The sequence below is a fragment of the Pandoraea sp. NPDC090278 genome, from assembly GCF_044772185.1.
Taxonomy (GTDB): domain Bacteria; phylum Pseudomonadota; class Gammaproteobacteria; order Burkholderiales; family Burkholderiaceae; genus Pandoraea.
Genome location: NZ_JBIVYJ010000002.1, coordinates 879,435 through 894,438, shown reverse-complemented (window position 1 = coordinate 894,438; position 15,004 = coordinate 879,435). Strand labels below are relative to the sequence as shown.

Below are 15,004 nucleotides of genomic sequence, written 5' to 3'. Positions count from 1 at the left end.
GGGGAGCAGTCCCTACAACGACGCCGAATAGATTTACGCAAGCCAACAACGACATCGAGAATCAGGGTTGCAAAAATGGGGAGGACCATAGATTTGTTTTTGCCGCTATGCACCTATGTTTTTAATTGCCACCCCGTGAGGTCAAAGAAATGACAACCGGCAGGGGCCGGGCAGCTCGACCGAGCGCCATGAGTCATGTCGATATGTATGAGGCTTACTCGGACACTTCCCGGATGGGGCACGCAAGCTCTTTGAGAACATGTCAGCGTTGTAAAATCTCACCCATCAAAAAGGAGACTGTCCCTTTCGGATGTGTCAAGGCGTTATCAACACACGATCCGATATCTTCTGCCATGCGGCTGGCGCTCGCCTGATAAACGGTGGCATTCGCATCAAGATCGAGAAGTGATTTCGTCTTCTCTACAACGTCCATCTGGCAATGCATCAACTCACCGGCTATTCGACCGTGATACCAGACCATTGCTCCGTAGCTGCTCGGTATACCTATGGCAGCGCAAATCATGGTTCGGATAATCCAAAGCTTCGCTTGTACAGATAAGGAATCAAATAATTCCCACGCGGTGGACAAGATACGCATGTCACCTCCGCTATAGACAACTGTGCACGCTACCCCCTCAGCTAGAACTCCCTCTGCGTAGTCACCCAGATGTCCCCGCTTCAGAAGGCCTGCTCTCAATTGCGCTGCGGGTCGTCCTTCCTTTGCCATTGCGAGCTCGCGACGAACTCCGAAGCTGCGCCTGAAGCCACGCAATCTCCGCCTGTTGTTCAACGCACACGAGCAAAAGTGCTCGATATTGAGCATCGCGACCGGCCAAACGCCCCAAATTCCGTGGAGCCTCTTCGTGCATCGAACCCCGTCTCTTTGAGGGTATCCTTGGCCCCCCAAGCTCAAGAATCTCTTCAATCAGATACCGATGATGCGCATATAAATTTGCCCGACTCACGCCCGCAGCCTTACATACTTCCACGACCGACACATGGGCCCGCCCCTGATCTCTCATCAGGGCCAACGCGGCGCGAACGCGTGCAATAACAGAAAGTTCGAACCCTCCTGAGCGAAAAAGATCCGGGGTCATACCCACTCCTTCCGCTCATCGGAAATATGCCTCAGGACTCCCAGTGAAGATCGAACGCGCCTCAATAAAATCTGCCGGGTTTGTTCGGGCAATCCCTTTCGACGTAGAAATGCTTCATCCTCGCGCACACGAACCTCCCACCACATGCGGTGTTTTTCGGTGACGACGAAATTCTTGCATCCTGAGCATACCTCTGGGCATCGATTCACTGCATCCGGCCCATCCGCATCGCCATGACAAGCCGAATGTGCCATCGTATAGATGCAATAACCCCAATCACACGGTGCAAGCTGCATACCGTCATCAATGAGTTTATCAATAAGAGACCTCAGGCTTTTCTTCCCCCTAAATCGCCCGGCCTCATGGCGTATTCGCTCCAGTGCATGCGCTCCGTTCCCGCCCACTTTGGAGCTGGTCAGAATCGACTCAAGCCCTTTCGCAAGCTCCTTTCGATCATATTCGGCAAGCAATCTCACCAGTTGATGATCCGGTCTGACATAGCAGTTGTCGGTAAATGAACTGTAGGCATGACCTAGCTGTGCCGCCACGGCATCTAGCCGACTCTTATCTCGCTTTACAGCCAATTGAGCAAACGTCTTCCGTAATCTATGTGGGTGAATCGCACAATCTGCAATTTGTCCCTCCCCCACGGCCGCTGCAACGAACGTCTGGATCCGACGAACTAGTGAATCCCGATTCCAGCGCCGAACGCGGCGGCCAAAAATAAACGTTCGCGCACCCGATGGCCGCAACAAGAACATTGGTTGGGGACCGTCACTTTTGGTGAAAGCAAACGAAGTCAGATCCAGCAAGAACTTAACGACAGATGTAACAGGCTCCCCAGCAACCCATCGCCGAGACATTCCACCGCTCTTTGCAGCAAAACCGCGCAGATACGCGATGGGCTCTCCGTCGTCGCCACCCTCTATTTCCACTGCATTTGCGTTCAGAGAAAGAAGCTCGCTGGCCCTAATACCGACAAGGACTAGCATAAGAAACGCGCATGCTCCTTCCGTTATGGAGATCGCCCGTCCAATCGTTTCACTGACTCGTGGGTCATCACCAAGCACGCCCCGCAAACGCTCATATTCCGGAAGAAGCGCAACCTCTCGTAAAAATGCCTTCCGCCGGCTCTTGTTCAATGACGAGCGATATTGCCCCTTCATCTCTCGACTGTTGGACCACGCGGCATAACTCAGATCGCGAACGGATTTTCCGTACTTTTCCAACCACTCGAAAGCCTGCCGAATCAACGTTAACGCCACATCATCATCGAGCCCGCTCCACGAACGGTTCGGTGAGCGGCGCACTCTGACCAATATCTCGGTCTCCAGCATGGCAATATCCACGTCTAGCGGATGCGCATAGTGCCCACCGACATCCTTCATCATCCGGAAGATCCAAATCCATCCGCAAACCGTCGCCTCTCGCGGGAAGTCATTACGAGCCTGGATTTGCTTAAAGAAGTCCAAGATGTGGGTAGCCCGCAAATCAGAGAATCGCCAGATATCATGTGCAGCCATCCATCGAATGACCTTTCGGATCTTCGCGAAAGCTTGGGCCTGAGTGAGCGGACTGTAAGTCCGCCCTCTCAGACCAGAATCGGCATACAGTACTAAGAAGAGGCTCTTCGCAGAATTTAGTAATCTCTGCCGTTGCGTTCCGGTGCCGCACCCTGCAGGGAGAGCGTCTCGCCACGAAAGGTCGATACTGCGCTGGCCATCCAGCTCACGACCTGCGATCCGCCAAACTCCAGAACGACCTACACGAGTGATATCACCCATAACTACTCCGGCTTCGGGATGGGAGGTAGCCGCCCCATTGCAGCCTTTGCGGCAGTCAGAACTTCCGGCGAGACTCCAGGAAGAATTGTTTCGGAAATGATCCGCAACGTGTCGGCGTAAAGCGAACGATATCGCTTTGACCAACCCCGTCGATTCGCATCAACTCTAGCTTCCTCAAGAGACGCCTGAGTCGCAAGCAATCTCGCAATTACACTTACGTCGTCTAATGGGACGATTGCCCCCGGGCATGTGCTGCACCTCGTGAAGTTAAGGCACCGGCTACCCTTCGCGGTCGTCCCGTCGAGACCTCCGAAAGGGTCCCTACATTCAAATCCGAATACCGTCTTGGCGTGCGCTATCAGCTTCTCTCTATCTAAGCAAGTGCTTTCACGCTGAGCGTCCTCTCCGCGGGCCTTAGTGACCAATTCACCCTGGAATTTAGAGATGATCTTGTAATGTTCGGGCGCGATCTCGTCTGTTAGCGTATACAGCGTGGTTGTTCTAACGTTGGCATGATTAAGTCGACGCCGAACCACGTCGTGCGCTCCAGTCTTCCAGTAGTGAGCCCAAGCCGATGTAGCACGCAGATGCTTAAAATCAAAATCTTGTAGTCCGAATTTTTTTAGAAATAGAGCCAAGTAATTGTGGAGTGACTGAACGGAAGGGACTCTCGCTACACTACTCAAGAAGTTACGAGCAAGAAATACGGACTCACGATCTCTGGCCAGTGCATTTGCCCTCAGATCGCTATTCATTGCAACCAGTCGACGTATTAGGTTTGGCGCAGACCACTCTTTTCCTGCCGGGAAGTCAACCCTTTGTTCACGATTCGCTCGTGGCTTCTCCCACGTTAGGCACTCCAAGTCGTCCCTCAAAGGATGACCGGAAAGGCAATCCAACTTCATACTTCGAATAGCCATCGGGTTTCCGCCTGTCTGCATCAAGACGGCAAGATAAAAAGGCACGATGTCCTCTATCGTGATATAGATCGACGATACTATTTGACGCAACCCACCTTGCTCACTCACCCGCCTAGCGAGCGCCAAGCCACTGCGATTAACCACTTTTTGGTTAGGCAACTGCCCCTTCCCCGCCCGCAATAAATCGATGACCGTCTTACGTAGTTCGAGCAATTCACCGTCACTTACTGCATTTTCAGAAAAGCACATTCTCCCGCGAGCCAAACGCATCTCGGTCGCCTCGATTTCTTCATAGCATGCGGAGAGCAACGAGCGCACCTCGCTCTCCTCTAGCCGTCTCATTTGCGTCGGCTTTGGCCGTCTAAACGAAGGCGCAAGCATGCTTGCTTTGGGATGAACAGTACCGGGCAGATTGCGCGCACACCAGCGAAGTACAGCCACAACTATGTTCTGGTGACTCTGGGCGGTGGACTCGTTTAGTCCTGAGGACTTTATCCAATCATGGAAAATCTGGGCAATGGAAATCGGTAGCGGAACACGATTGTGTAAAGCGTGCTCCTGAAGGCAGAGAATGAGCTTCCGTATTGCTCGGTGCGCCTGCTTCTGGGACTCGATTGATGTGTGTCCAAATTCCGCGGCATGCGCCCGAAGAAATGCAGAAGCCAGCGTTGAGTGAACGTCCACTGCAGACAGGTCGAACGCTGCGACCATATTTCCGTCGGCGTCCAATATCCTGTGACACAACTGATGAACCTCACGGGTATTATTCATATAGACGCCCCGTATAGGTGCAGCAACGCGTCGACAACGTCTGGGCTCGTAACTTCCATCGCCCGCAGATACAGTTCGGTGGTTTCGCTACTCGAATGCCCCATCAACACCTGTAAAGTCTTTAGAGGATTACTCGGCTCCCCGTTGTTTCGAAGATTCGCCCCGTGGAGATATCGCAATACGCTCACGGCATACGTGTGCCGCAAATGGTGTAATGTGGACTCACTACCGATTAGATCGGCACAGCGACGGTACTCTGCCGACAACGCTCTACGCGATAGCGGAAATCCGTATCTCCCTACAAAAATATGATCCTCAAACCCTGGACGAGGCCGAACTCTCTCCGTAAGAACATGCCAATTTGTCTCTTCGACTAACGATACAGGTGCGTAGACAGTGAGCTCCCGCCCGCCCTTTCTCGTCAGAGATATCTTGGCTAACCCGTCAGATTGAAAAGCTAATACCTCCGGCTTCGGCATTGCTGAGCATTTGAGACTCGCAAGTTCGAAGCGACGCATACCGGTCACAAGCGCCCATCTAAACGCGAGCTTATATGCGGGCCTCACAAGACGGAATAGCGCGAAAATTTCTTCCTCGGAGAGTATTTTCGGATGACGTCGAATGACTCGTGGAGTCAGCGATCTACTACGATTGGTTTGGTCTGAAAGGTACGTCGCCAACAACGATTCGTGTCTATTCTTACCGCACCACCGATAGAACTGAATAACTACTGCAACTCGTAGGTTGGCGGTAGCGGTCGATAGCGCACTCTTGCTGGGCACCCCAAATCCACATTGCTCAGACCTGAATCGCTGTAATATTTCTTCATTTGCGTCGTCGATCTCGATGCCATTTCTGGTTAAGAACTCAATCCACGACAGCAAACTTTCACCATAGGTTCGTATGGTGTCGTCCGTCACCCCTCGGCTCTCAACAGCGCACCTGGCGAGATACATTGTCGGGGCCCAGATTGGGATGCCTGACGGATCAACTATGACTTTTAGCGACCTGAGTGATGCATATCGAGCACTGAGTTGATTAACTGCCTCGATTCCCGCCCGAAGGCAAACGTCCCGCCAATCCATATAGTCGGTGGGCCGAAGGGAAATCATACTTGCCTTCTGCATCCGCATAGACAATCTCCTCTGTCTACTGCCAATCCTTCCCGCAAGCGTACTCTGCTCTCAAAAGCGATCCATGTACACGGACAGACAGTCAACGTCACCTAATGCCCGAGTTTCAGCGTCGTGTCCTGGAAGTGTTGCGTGAACCGCTGGAACTGGGGCACGTCACGATTTCACGCGCAGGGGGACACGCGACTTTTCCCGCCGCATTTCAATTGGTAGCAGCGATGAACCCATGCCCATGCGGGGACCTTGGGCACCCGTCACGCAACTGCCGGTGCACGAGCGACGCGGTGGCACGTTATCGCAATCGTCTGTCGGGACCCTTGCTAGATCGTATCGATCTGCATGTGGAAGTGCCCGCGCTCAGCGCGGAAACGTTCGCCGCCCCGGCCACCGGCGAGCGCAGCGAAGTCGTGGCGATGCGCGTGAGGCAAGCGCAGACGCGCCAGCTATCGCGTCAGGGCCAGTTGAACAGCAGCCTGTCGAATCGCGCGCTTGAAGCGCAATGTCAGTTGGCGCCGGAAGCGCAGGAGGTCCTGCACCGTGCGGTGACCCAGCATCACTGGTCGGCCCGCACCTATCACCGTGTGTTGCGCGTGGCACGCACCGTGGCCGACCTCGCCGGTTGCAACGCAATCGATGCGTCTCACATCGCCGAGGCGGTGCAATATCGCGAGGCACCGGGGTGACCGAAGACACCGACGAAACCCTCACTCCAGCGTGAAGGAGTCCAGAAACTGATCGACTTGTTCCTTGCCCGGCGCCTTCGTCCCCATGACGACCACCTGATAGACGTGGTTGCCACGTCCGACGAAGCGGGCGGAGACGTAGCGTTCGGCTTTGTCGCTCGCCATGCCCTGTGCAGAGACCGCCATGCCCGGGAGCGAAGGCGCATCGCCCGCCTGACGCACCATCACTTGCGAGGGCGACACCTGGCGCTCGTTCACATTGGCAAGCAAGCCGTGTTGCAGTTCGTCGACGACGGTCTGGCGCAGCGTCGCGTCATCGCTGGGAAGCGTGACCACGCCCACCGCGAAGAGCGCAGCGTCGACGCGCGCGGCCTGCATGCGCATCGGCAGCGGCCCGGAGGCGAACTTCACCTCGCGTTCGTCTTGCGTCGGCTTGGCAGGATAGGTCACGGCATACGCTCCATCCTTGTCGTGGACCTCACGCCAATCGTAGCGAGGTGAGCACGCGGCCATCACCATGGTCGTGACAGACGCAGCAAGCAGGACGCAGACACGGACAACGCGGTTCATAGACGTCAGAGGAGTCGTGAAGAGGGAAGCCGCCATTATCCGCCATGCGCAGCGGCAGGAAAAACGGCACGGCGCGGTTCCCGGTATCATCGGCGGCATGACACACGCCTGCGCCCCCACGTCCCTTACCTCGTCCGCCCCGACGCCCCCCGCTGCTTCACCGCGGGAGATGGGACGCGCACGGCTGCTGAGGTCGCTGATCGCCAGCGCGGTGATCACACTGCCGATCGTCATGCCGGTTGCGGCTTTGGCGTCGCCTGGCGTGCAAGGCGCTGACGACGGTTTCGGCCAGTCTGTCGGACACCCGACGTCTGCCACCTCGACGTTGGTTCTCGCGCAGGCAACCGGCGTCACCTATCCGCATGAGGGTGCGGCGGCAAAACCGCTCGACAACAAGACAGCGGCCAAACAGCAGGCAGCGGTGCCGCTGGCGACCGACTTCGCGGCGCACGCGCGTCGCGCGGCTTCGCTCGACGCGCCGCTGATCGTCCTCGTGTCGTTGCGGGACTGCGTCTATTGCGGTCCGATCCGTCAGCGAGAGTTGGCCCCGCTCGTGCGCAGCGGCAAATATGAAGTGCGTGAAATCGGCATGGACAGTACGACGCCCGTACGCGATTTCGATGGCACGACGACCACCGGCGTTGCGTGGGCGCGTGCCCATGGCGTCAAGGTGTCGCCGACGGTTTTGTTCCTCGATACCAGCGGACACCCCGTCGCCGACCCATTGATCGGCGCAGGTCTGCCGGACTTCTACGGCGCATATCTCGACGACGCCATCGCGCGCGGACGCGCCCGTCTGCACCCAGGCAGCGGCACCACGACGCGCTGAGATTCAGAGTAGAATCGGTGGCAAATCGAGGGCGGATCCACGTCAAAACGGCGAATCTCTGCCCCCTACCGAACTCCATTACCCACACGGCTGTGTCATGAGCGCTACGACCTCCCGCAAGTCTCCCATCGGCAAGATCCTCGCCGTCGTGGTTATCGCCGCCGTGGCGATCGCCGCGTACTTCACGTTCGCCGGTCAGAAGCGTGCGCCCGAAGCGACGTTCACGCTGCTCTCGGGTCAGAAGCTCGGCACCGAACAACTCAAAGGCAAGGTTTATCTGGTCAACTTCTGGGCGACGAGTTGCGTCACGTGCATGAAGGAAATGCCGACGATGGTGAAGACGTACGAGAAGTACAAAGGCCAGGGACTGGAGTTTGTCGCGGTGGCCATGAGCTATGACCCGCCGATGTACGTGATGAACTACGCGCAGTCGCGTCAGTTGCCGTTCAAGGTCGCAATGGACTCCGACGGCAGCGTCGCGAAGCAATACGGCAACGTCCAGCTCACGCCGACGACGTTCGTCGTGGATCGCAACGGCAAGGTGCTCAAGCAATACGTCGGCGAGCCGGAATACGCCGAACTCAACAAGCTGATCGAGACAGCACTGGCAAAGCAAGCCTGACGCTTGACGTTAGCTGCCAACAAAAAAGCGCCCCGCAGGGCGCTTTTTGTTTTCCTGACGACGTCAGCGTCCATCGCCACCCTCGCCGTGCCCGCGCGTATGCAAGCCATAGCGCTTGAGCTTTTCGTACAGCGTCGCCTTCGGCACATGTAACGCCTCGGCCGTCGCCGCCACGTTACCCTTGCTGTGTTCCAGCGCCTCCTGAAGCACGGCCCGCTCGAACCGCTCCACCTGCTCCTTGAGCGGCAGCGGTGCGAGCGACTCCCCTTCAGGGGCGCTCGCCACACCCAGCACCAGACGGTCGGCCGCGTTGCGCAACTCACGCACGTTGCCCGGCCAGTCCGACTGCAGCAACTCCTGACGCATCCGGTCCGACACCACCGGCGCAGGGCGTCCGTAACGCACGGCCGCATCGAGCATGAAATGTTCGAACAGCGGCAGGATGTCTTCACGACGCTCACGCAGCGGCGGCAGCGCCAGTGTCACCACATTCAACCGGTAGTAAAGGTCGCGACGGAACGTCCCCTCGCGCACGAGCGCTTCCATATCGCCCTTGGCGGCCGCCACCACGCGGCAGTCCACACGAATCGACTGGTTCGATCCGAGACGCTCCAGCACGCCGTCCTGCAACACGCGCAGCAACTTCACCTGCAACGCGGCGGGCATGCTCTCGATCTCGTCGAGAAACAACGTGCCACCCGACGCATGCTCCAGCTTGCCGATACGACGTTTCGCCGCGCCGGTAAATGCACCGACCTCATGGCCAAACATCTCGCTCTCGAAGATCGCTTCGGGAAGTGCGCCGCAGTTCAGCGCGACGAACGGTGCATCGCGGCGACGCGACAACTCATGCAGACTGCGAGCGACCAGCTCCTTGCCGGTGCCGGTGTCGCCGTTGATGAGCACCGGGGCATCCGTCATGGCGACGTTGGCGATGAGCGTGCGCAGCGTCTCCATCGACGGACTGCGTCCGATGATGCGCGAGGCGCGTCCGCCCTGCTCCGCCAGTTCACGGCGCAGCGCCTGGTTCTCCAGCATGAGCTTGCGCGTTTCCAGCGCACGCTTGGCCGACTCGATCAGACGGTCCGGCGCAAAAGGCTTCTCGATGAAGTCATAAGCACCGTCGCGAATGGCCTGCACCGCCATCGAGATATCGCCATGACCGGTGACGAGAATGACCGGCACTTCCGGCGCGTGCTGACGCAAATGCGCGAGCAATTCGAGCCCGCTCATGCCGATCAGACGAATGTCCGACACGACAATGCCGGCGAAGTCCGGCGTGATGCGCTCTCGCGCCGCTTCGGCCGAAGCAAGCCCGAAGGCATCGAGTCCGGCGAGTTGCAGGCTTTGCAGCGTGGCACGCCGCACGAGTTCGTCGTCTTCGACAAATAGGATCTGGAGGTTCTTGTACATCATGCGATTGTCGCGCCGGTGCGTTGCACGCGGCGCAGCGTCACGAGAAATTCAGCCCCACCGCCCGGAACGTTGCGGGCGACCAACTGGCCGCCGTTCTCTTGTGCGATGGATGACGAAATTGCGAGTCCGAGCCCCATGCCCTGACCGCCCTCCTTGGTACTGAAAAACGGCTCGAACAGACGCGGCATATGTGCCTCCGAAATGCCCGGCCCGTTGTCGCGCACATAAATGCGCGCCCACAGGTCGTCCGCGTCCACATCGATCCATATCGACGGCGAGGCTTGCGGGTGAGCTGCCCCCACCACGGCGTCGATGGCGTTACCTACCAGATTGATCAACACCTGTTCGAGACGCAAGCCCTCGCACGCCACCTGCACATCTTCCAGGCCGCGCGCGAAGGTGGTCGTCACCTGAATACCGGCCAGACGTACGCGCAACAGCATCAGCGTATTATCCAGCGCGCGCTGCACCAAAGCTTCCATATCGCCACGCCGCGCGCGCCCTGCAAAGAGACGCAACTGCCCGGTGATCTTGCCCATGCGGTCGGTGAGCGACGCAATGGCTTCGAGGTTCTCCTGCGCGGCGTCGTACTCCCGACGCTCGATCAGCACGCGCGTATTGTCCGAGAAACTGCGCAGCGCCGAGAGCGGCTGGTTGAGTTCGTGCGTGATGCCTGCTGCCATCTGCCCCAGCGCCACGAGTTTCGAGGCCTGCACGAGTTCGCTTTGCGCCTCGCGCAGTTCGTGTTCGGTGCGCGAGCGCTCCTGCACTTCCGTTTGCAAACGCTCGTTGGCGGATTGCAGATCGGCCGTGCGCTCGGCGACACGCTCGCCCAGTTCGGCATAAGCAGACTGCAACAACTCGCGGCTCTTGAGCATGTCGCGCACACGCTGACGTCGCTGATTCCACGCCACGCCCAACAAGCAAGTAAACGCCGCCAGACACGCCGCAGCGACCGCCGCGATCCGTGCATTGGCGATCACCTGATCGAGCGGCGCGAAGTACATGAGCGTCCAATCCGGCTCGCCCAGCTTGCGCTGCACGGCGAGAAAGCGCCTGTTCTTGCCTGCGGCCCTGCCGTCATGCACCGTCACGACCTCGCCGTCGGCGTCGAGTCGTTCGTCCTCGCTCCAGGCGAGCGGCGTCACGTTCTGGTTGTAATACTGGCGCGTGCTGTCGAGCGCCGCCTTCACGTCAGGAGCGAGCGGCGTGAGCGAACGATACTGCCAGCGCGGCTCGGACGACAGGAAGATCACGCCGTGATCGTCGGCCACGACAACGGGCTCGGAGGCGTCCGCCCCCGCGCGCTGGAACCACTCCAGATTCAGCTTCACCACGACCACACCGTGGATCTGGCCGTCGACGAGAATCGGCTGGGAGACGAAATACCCCGGCTCGCCGGAGGTCGTCCCCACACCGTAAAAGCGGCCGAATGCGCCCTTGATGGCGTCGATGAAATACGGACGGAAGCGGTACTCCTGTCCGACGAATGTGGCCTTCTCGCGCCAGTTGCTTGCGGCGAGTGCCAGACCGTTCGCGTCGATCACGTACGCTGCCGATGCCTTGGCGCGTTGATTGACGTCGAACAGATAGTCGTTGGCCCGCTGCACCACGGCCTTGTCTTTCGGATTGAGCAACAGGTCGTGCACGTACGGATGCAGCGAGAGCAGATACGGAAGAAATTCGTAGCGGTCGACGGTGCTGCGCAGGCTCCCTGCGTAACGTTCGACACGCGCGCCTGCGTTCACGCGCAGGTCGGCCACACCCCGCTGCCAGCTCAGGGCGTACGTCAACCAGCAAAACAGGACACTCGCCAACAACATGACGACGATCCATGACCAACGGCGCATCGGGACAGCCCTCTCGAGATCGATGGGGACTTCGTCGCGCCGATTGCCCACGGCGTCCTTACCGTCCTTATGGCTCACGGGCGCAGCGACACCTTGGGGTGCGTGACTGCCGTGGGCGTGGCGGGCGCGGATCGTGTTGTCGTGCGGGGTGGCCATTGGGGCACAGGGTGTTGCGTGAGGTGCTAAAGGACCACCGGGCGGCGAAGCTCAGGCGCTATTGTGCCTGTGCCGCGCCGCCCGGTGGCGAACATACGGTCGATACAGGTTGGCAGGGACCCGGAGAACCGGCTGGCAGTGTCGCGCGAAACACGTCACGCGCAACACCGCCCGCCCCTGCCGCCAGCCCTTAGGCCAGCTCCGGACCTTGCTTGCCCGACATGGCGTCGTTCAGCTTCTTGCGGTCCAGTTCCTTTTCCCAGGCCGACACGACGATCGTTGCGACACCGTTGCCGCAGATGTTCGTCAGTGCACGGCATTCGCTCATGAAGCGGTCGATACCGAGAATCAGCACCATCCCGGCAACCGGAATCGTCGGGATCACAGCCAGCGTTGCGGCCAGCGTGATGAAGCCTGCGCCGGTCACGCCCGAAGCGCCCTTCGAGGTCAGCATCGCCACGGCGAGCAGCGTGAGCTGTTGGCCCCAGGTCAGATCGATGTTCGTCGCTTGTGCGATGAACAGCACGGCCATCGTCATGTAGATGTTCGTGCCGTCAAGGTTGAACGAGTAGCCGGTCGGGATCACGAGACCCACCACCGACTTCGAGCAACCGGCCTTTTCCATCTTTTCCATCAGGTGCGGCAGCGCAGCTTCCGACGAGCTCGTACCCAGCACGATCAGCAGCTCTTCCTTGATGTACGCAAGGAAGCGGAAGATCGAGAAGCCGGTGAACTTGGCGATCAGACCCAGCACGACGATCACGAACAGGAACGACGTCAGGTAGAACGTACCCATCAGCTTGGCGAGCGGCACCAGCGAAGCGATACCGTACTTGCCGATGGTGAAGGCCATCGCACCGAAAGCGCCCAGCGGAGCGACCTTGGTGATGATGTGCACGACGCGGAAGAGCACGCCCGACACGCTGTCGATCCAGCCCGTCACCACGCGACCACGCTCACCGATCATGCCCAGCGCAGCGCCGAACAGGATAGCGATCACGAGGATCTGGAGAATTTCACCCTTGGCGAACGCGTCGGTGATCGTGTTCGGAATCAGGTGCAGCAGGAAGTCGGTGAACGTGTCGCCGTGTGCAGCCTTCGCGGCGTAGCCTGCGATGGCCTTCGGATCGAGCGTACTGATGTCGACATTGAAGCCAGCGCCCGGCTTGAGCACGTGCGTGGCGATCAGGCCGATCACGAGTGCGAGCGTCGAGACGACTTCGAAGTAGATCAGCGCCTTACCGCCAACGCGGCCGACCTTCTTCATGTCTTCCATGCCGGCGATACCGGTCACGACGGTACAGAAGATCACCGGACCGATGATCATCTTGATGAGCTTGATGAACGCGTCGCCAAGCGGCTTCATTTCGACGGCCAGATCGGGCCGGAAGTGCCCGAGCAGAATGCCGACGACAATGGCAAACAGCACCTGCACGTACAGGATGCGGTAAAAGGGTTTTTTGGTCTGGGTTTGCATGTTGTTTCCTCTTCAGGCGGCGGGGCAAGCCACCGCCCTTCTTATTAATCCGCGGTGACGCCGCGAATCTCGCTTTGCGCAAAGCGCATTTGCTCCTCCATCACCATCTGGGCCAGCTCCTTCTTCAATTCATTGAATTCGCTGCCTGCCGTGTCGCGCGGACGGGGTAGTTCGATGACCACGTCCCGCTTGACCGTGCCCGGCCGGTACGTCATGACGACGACCCGGTCGGCCAGATAGATCGACTCCTCGATACTGTGTGTGACGAAAATGATCGTCTTCCTGAATTCCTCCCAAATGCGCAGCAGCTCGTCCTGCAACGTGCGACGCGTGAGGGCGTCGAGCGCGCCGAACGGCTCGTCCATGAGCATGATCGGACTGTCGAGCGCGAGCACGCGGGCAATCGCCACGCGCTGACGCATGCCGCCCGAGAGATCGCGTGGATAGCGGTCGCGGAACTCGCGCAGGTTGAGCTTGCCGAGCAGAAGGTTCACTCGCTCGTTGATCTCGGCGCGCTTCATGCCCTTGATCTCGAGACCGAACGCCACGTTCTGCGCCACGGTCATCCAAGGGAACAGTGCGTACTCCTGGAACACCATGCCGCGATCCGGACCCGGTTCGGCAGCAGCGTCGGCACGACCGTCGATGCGAATCGCACCCGACGTCGGTTGCACGAAACCGGCGAGCGCGTTGAGCAGCGTCGACTTGCCACAACCCGATGGGCCGAGCAGGCAGACGAACTCGCCCGCGTTGATGTTCAGGTCGATGTCCTTGAGCGCGTCGACGACGCCGCCGGGAATCGGGAACTGTTTGTTGACGTGATCGATTTGAATCAGCATTTTTTATCGCCTCACTTGGTTTCCAGACCACGGTGCCACTTGAGCAGGTGGTTGTTGAGACGATCCATGCCGAGGTCGATCACCAGACCGAGCAGACCGATGGTCAGCATCCCGGCGATGATCTTGTCCGACCACATGTACTCGCGCGCTTCCAGAATGCGATATCCCAGACCGTTGTTCACGGCGATCATCTCGGCCACGATCACGACGATGAACGCCGTGCCGATACCGATACGCACACCCGACAGGATGTAGGGCGTGGCCGCAGGCAGAATCACGCGACGGAAGATCGTGAGCTGACCCGCGCCGAGATTGCGCGCGGCACGCAGATAGATGCCGTCGACGTGACGCACACCGGCAATCGTGTTCATCAGCACCGGGAAGAACGCGCCCAGTGCGATCAGGAAGAACGCGGGGGGATTGCCCAGACCGAACCAGAGAATGGCCAGCGGGATGTACGCGATTGGGGGAATCGGACGCACCACCTGCACCAGCGGGTTGAACAGGCCGTAGACACGCGTGCTCGTGCCCATGAGCAGACCAAGGGGCAGCGCAATGCCTGCGCCCACGATGAAGCCCATGATTACGCGGTAAAGGCTATGCGTGGCGTCCATGAGCAATTCGCTCGATTGCAGCCACGCACCGAAGCCTTCGGCCATCGCCACGGTCGGTTTGAGGTATTGCCACCATTTGGTCACGACAGCGACCGGCGACGGAAGAATGATCGGGTTGATCCACTCAAGGCCCGTGACGATCTGCCAGATCACCACGACCGCGAGCGGAATCAGCACGCCGCGCATCATGCGCGCGGCGCGAGAAGCCCCCGTATTGGAAAGCACTGCTGACATCCGTTCGCC

The 15,004-nt window shown here is 59.0% G+C and carries 14 protein-coding genes; 3 read left to right on the top strand and 11 right to left on the bottom strand.

The genetic code is table 11. From position 1 onward, the window contains the following. Positions 1–262: 262 nt before the first annotated feature. The 5 genes from ACIQWO_RS12410 to ACIQWO_RS12390 all read right to left on the bottom strand — a co-directional run bounded on the left by ACIQWO_RS12410 (position 263) and on the right by ACIQWO_RS12390 (position 5,528). Positions 263–598 (bottom strand): hypothetical protein, encoded by a 336-nt coding sequence (locus ACIQWO_RS12410; protein WP_402823854.1) that lies wholly within the window; start codon positions 596–598, stop codon positions 263–265. A gap of 61 nt (positions 599–659) precedes the next feature. Next, entirely contained in the window at positions 660–1,097 is a 438-nt protein-coding gene (locus ACIQWO_RS12405; protein ID WP_402823851.1) for a TetR family transcriptional regulator, read from the bottom strand. After that, on the bottom strand, positions 1,094–2,620 hold the full coding sequence (locus ACIQWO_RS12400; RefSeq protein WP_402823848.1) for a site-specific integrase: 1,527 nt from the start codon (positions 2,618–2,620) through the stop codon (positions 1,094–1,096). The genes ACIQWO_RS12405 and ACIQWO_RS12400 overlap by 4 nt, the downstream gene beginning before the upstream one ends. 263 nt (positions 2,621–2,883) lie before the next feature. Beyond that, positions 2,884–4,572, bottom strand: coding sequence for a hypothetical protein (locus tag ACIQWO_RS12395; protein WP_402823845.1), 1,689 nt, complete (start codon positions 4,570–4,572; stop codon positions 2,884–2,886). Beyond that, positions 4,569–5,528 carry a tyrosine-type recombinase/integrase gene (locus ACIQWO_RS12390; protein WP_402823968.1) on the bottom strand — a complete coding sequence of 320 codons (960 nt, stop codon included), beginning with the start codon at positions 5,526–5,528 and terminating at the stop codon, positions 4,569–4,571. Before ACIQWO_RS12390 ends, ACIQWO_RS12395 begins: the two co-directional genes overlap by 4 nt. A 272-nt stretch (positions 5,529–5,800) precedes the next feature. Here ACIQWO_RS12390 and ACIQWO_RS12385 point away from each other — a divergent pair, with 272 nt between their 5' ends. After that, positions 5,801–6,388: an ATP-binding protein gene (locus tag ACIQWO_RS12385; RefSeq protein ID WP_402823842.1), complete on the top strand. Its 588-nt coding sequence runs from the start codon at positions 5,801–5,803 to the stop codon at positions 6,386–6,388. A 21-nt stretch (positions 6,389–6,409) separates the two neighbouring features. Here ACIQWO_RS12385 and ACIQWO_RS12380 read toward each other — a convergent pair whose 3' ends face one another. Then, complete coding sequence (locus ACIQWO_RS12380) at positions 6,410–6,838, bottom strand: hypothetical protein (protein WP_233326840.1); 429 nt, start codon at positions 6,836–6,838, stop codon at positions 6,410–6,412. A gap of 289 nt (positions 6,839–7,127) precedes the next feature. Here ACIQWO_RS12380 and ACIQWO_RS12375 point away from each other — a divergent pair, with 289 nt between their 5' ends. Together ACIQWO_RS12375 and ACIQWO_RS12370 are read left to right on the top strand one after the other, a co-directional pair. Next, the gene (locus ACIQWO_RS12375) at positions 7,128–7,787 is read left to right on the top strand and encodes a hypothetical protein (RefSeq protein ID WP_402823838.1); all 660 of its coding nucleotides are present in this window, start codon (positions 7,128–7,130) and stop codon (positions 7,785–7,787) included. 97 nt (positions 7,788–7,884) lie between these two features. After that, positions 7,885–8,409, top strand: coding sequence for a TlpA disulfide reductase family protein (locus tag ACIQWO_RS12370; protein ID WP_150664112.1), 525 nt, complete (start codon positions 7,885–7,887; stop codon positions 8,407–8,409). 63 nt (positions 8,410–8,472) lie between these two features. Here the strand turns inward: ACIQWO_RS12370 and ACIQWO_RS12365 are convergent, their stop codons facing one another. From ACIQWO_RS12365 to ACIQWO_RS12345, 5 genes are all read right to left on the bottom strand, one after another. Beyond that, complete coding sequence (locus ACIQWO_RS12365; protein WP_150664224.1) at positions 8,473–9,822, bottom strand: sigma-54 dependent transcriptional regulator; 1,350 nt, start codon at positions 9,820–9,822, stop codon at positions 8,473–8,475. After that, complete coding sequence (locus ACIQWO_RS12360) at positions 9,822–11,831, bottom strand: ATP-binding protein (protein WP_402823833.1); 2,010 nt, start codon at positions 11,829–11,831, stop codon at positions 9,822–9,824. The genes ACIQWO_RS12365 and ACIQWO_RS12360 overlap by 1 nt, the downstream gene beginning before the upstream one ends. Positions 11,832–12,021: 190 nt before the next feature. Next, positions 12,022–13,308: a dicarboxylate/amino acid:cation symporter gene (locus tag ACIQWO_RS12355; protein WP_402823830.1), complete on the bottom strand. Its 1,287-nt coding sequence runs from the start codon at positions 13,306–13,308 to the stop codon at positions 12,022–12,024. A gap of 44 nt (positions 13,309–13,352) precedes the next feature. Further along, positions 13,353–14,147 carry an ABC transporter ATP-binding protein gene (locus ACIQWO_RS12350; RefSeq protein ID WP_095178512.1) on the bottom strand — a complete coding sequence of 265 codons (795 nt, stop codon included), beginning with the start codon at positions 14,145–14,147 and terminating at the stop codon, positions 13,353–13,355. Between the two features lie 11 nt (positions 14,148–14,158). Further along, positions 14,159–14,995 (bottom strand): ABC transporter permease, encoded by an 837-nt coding sequence (locus ACIQWO_RS12345; RefSeq protein ID WP_402823827.1) that lies wholly within the window; start codon positions 14,993–14,995, stop codon positions 14,159–14,161. Between the last annotated feature and the right edge of the window lie 9 nt (positions 14,996–15,004).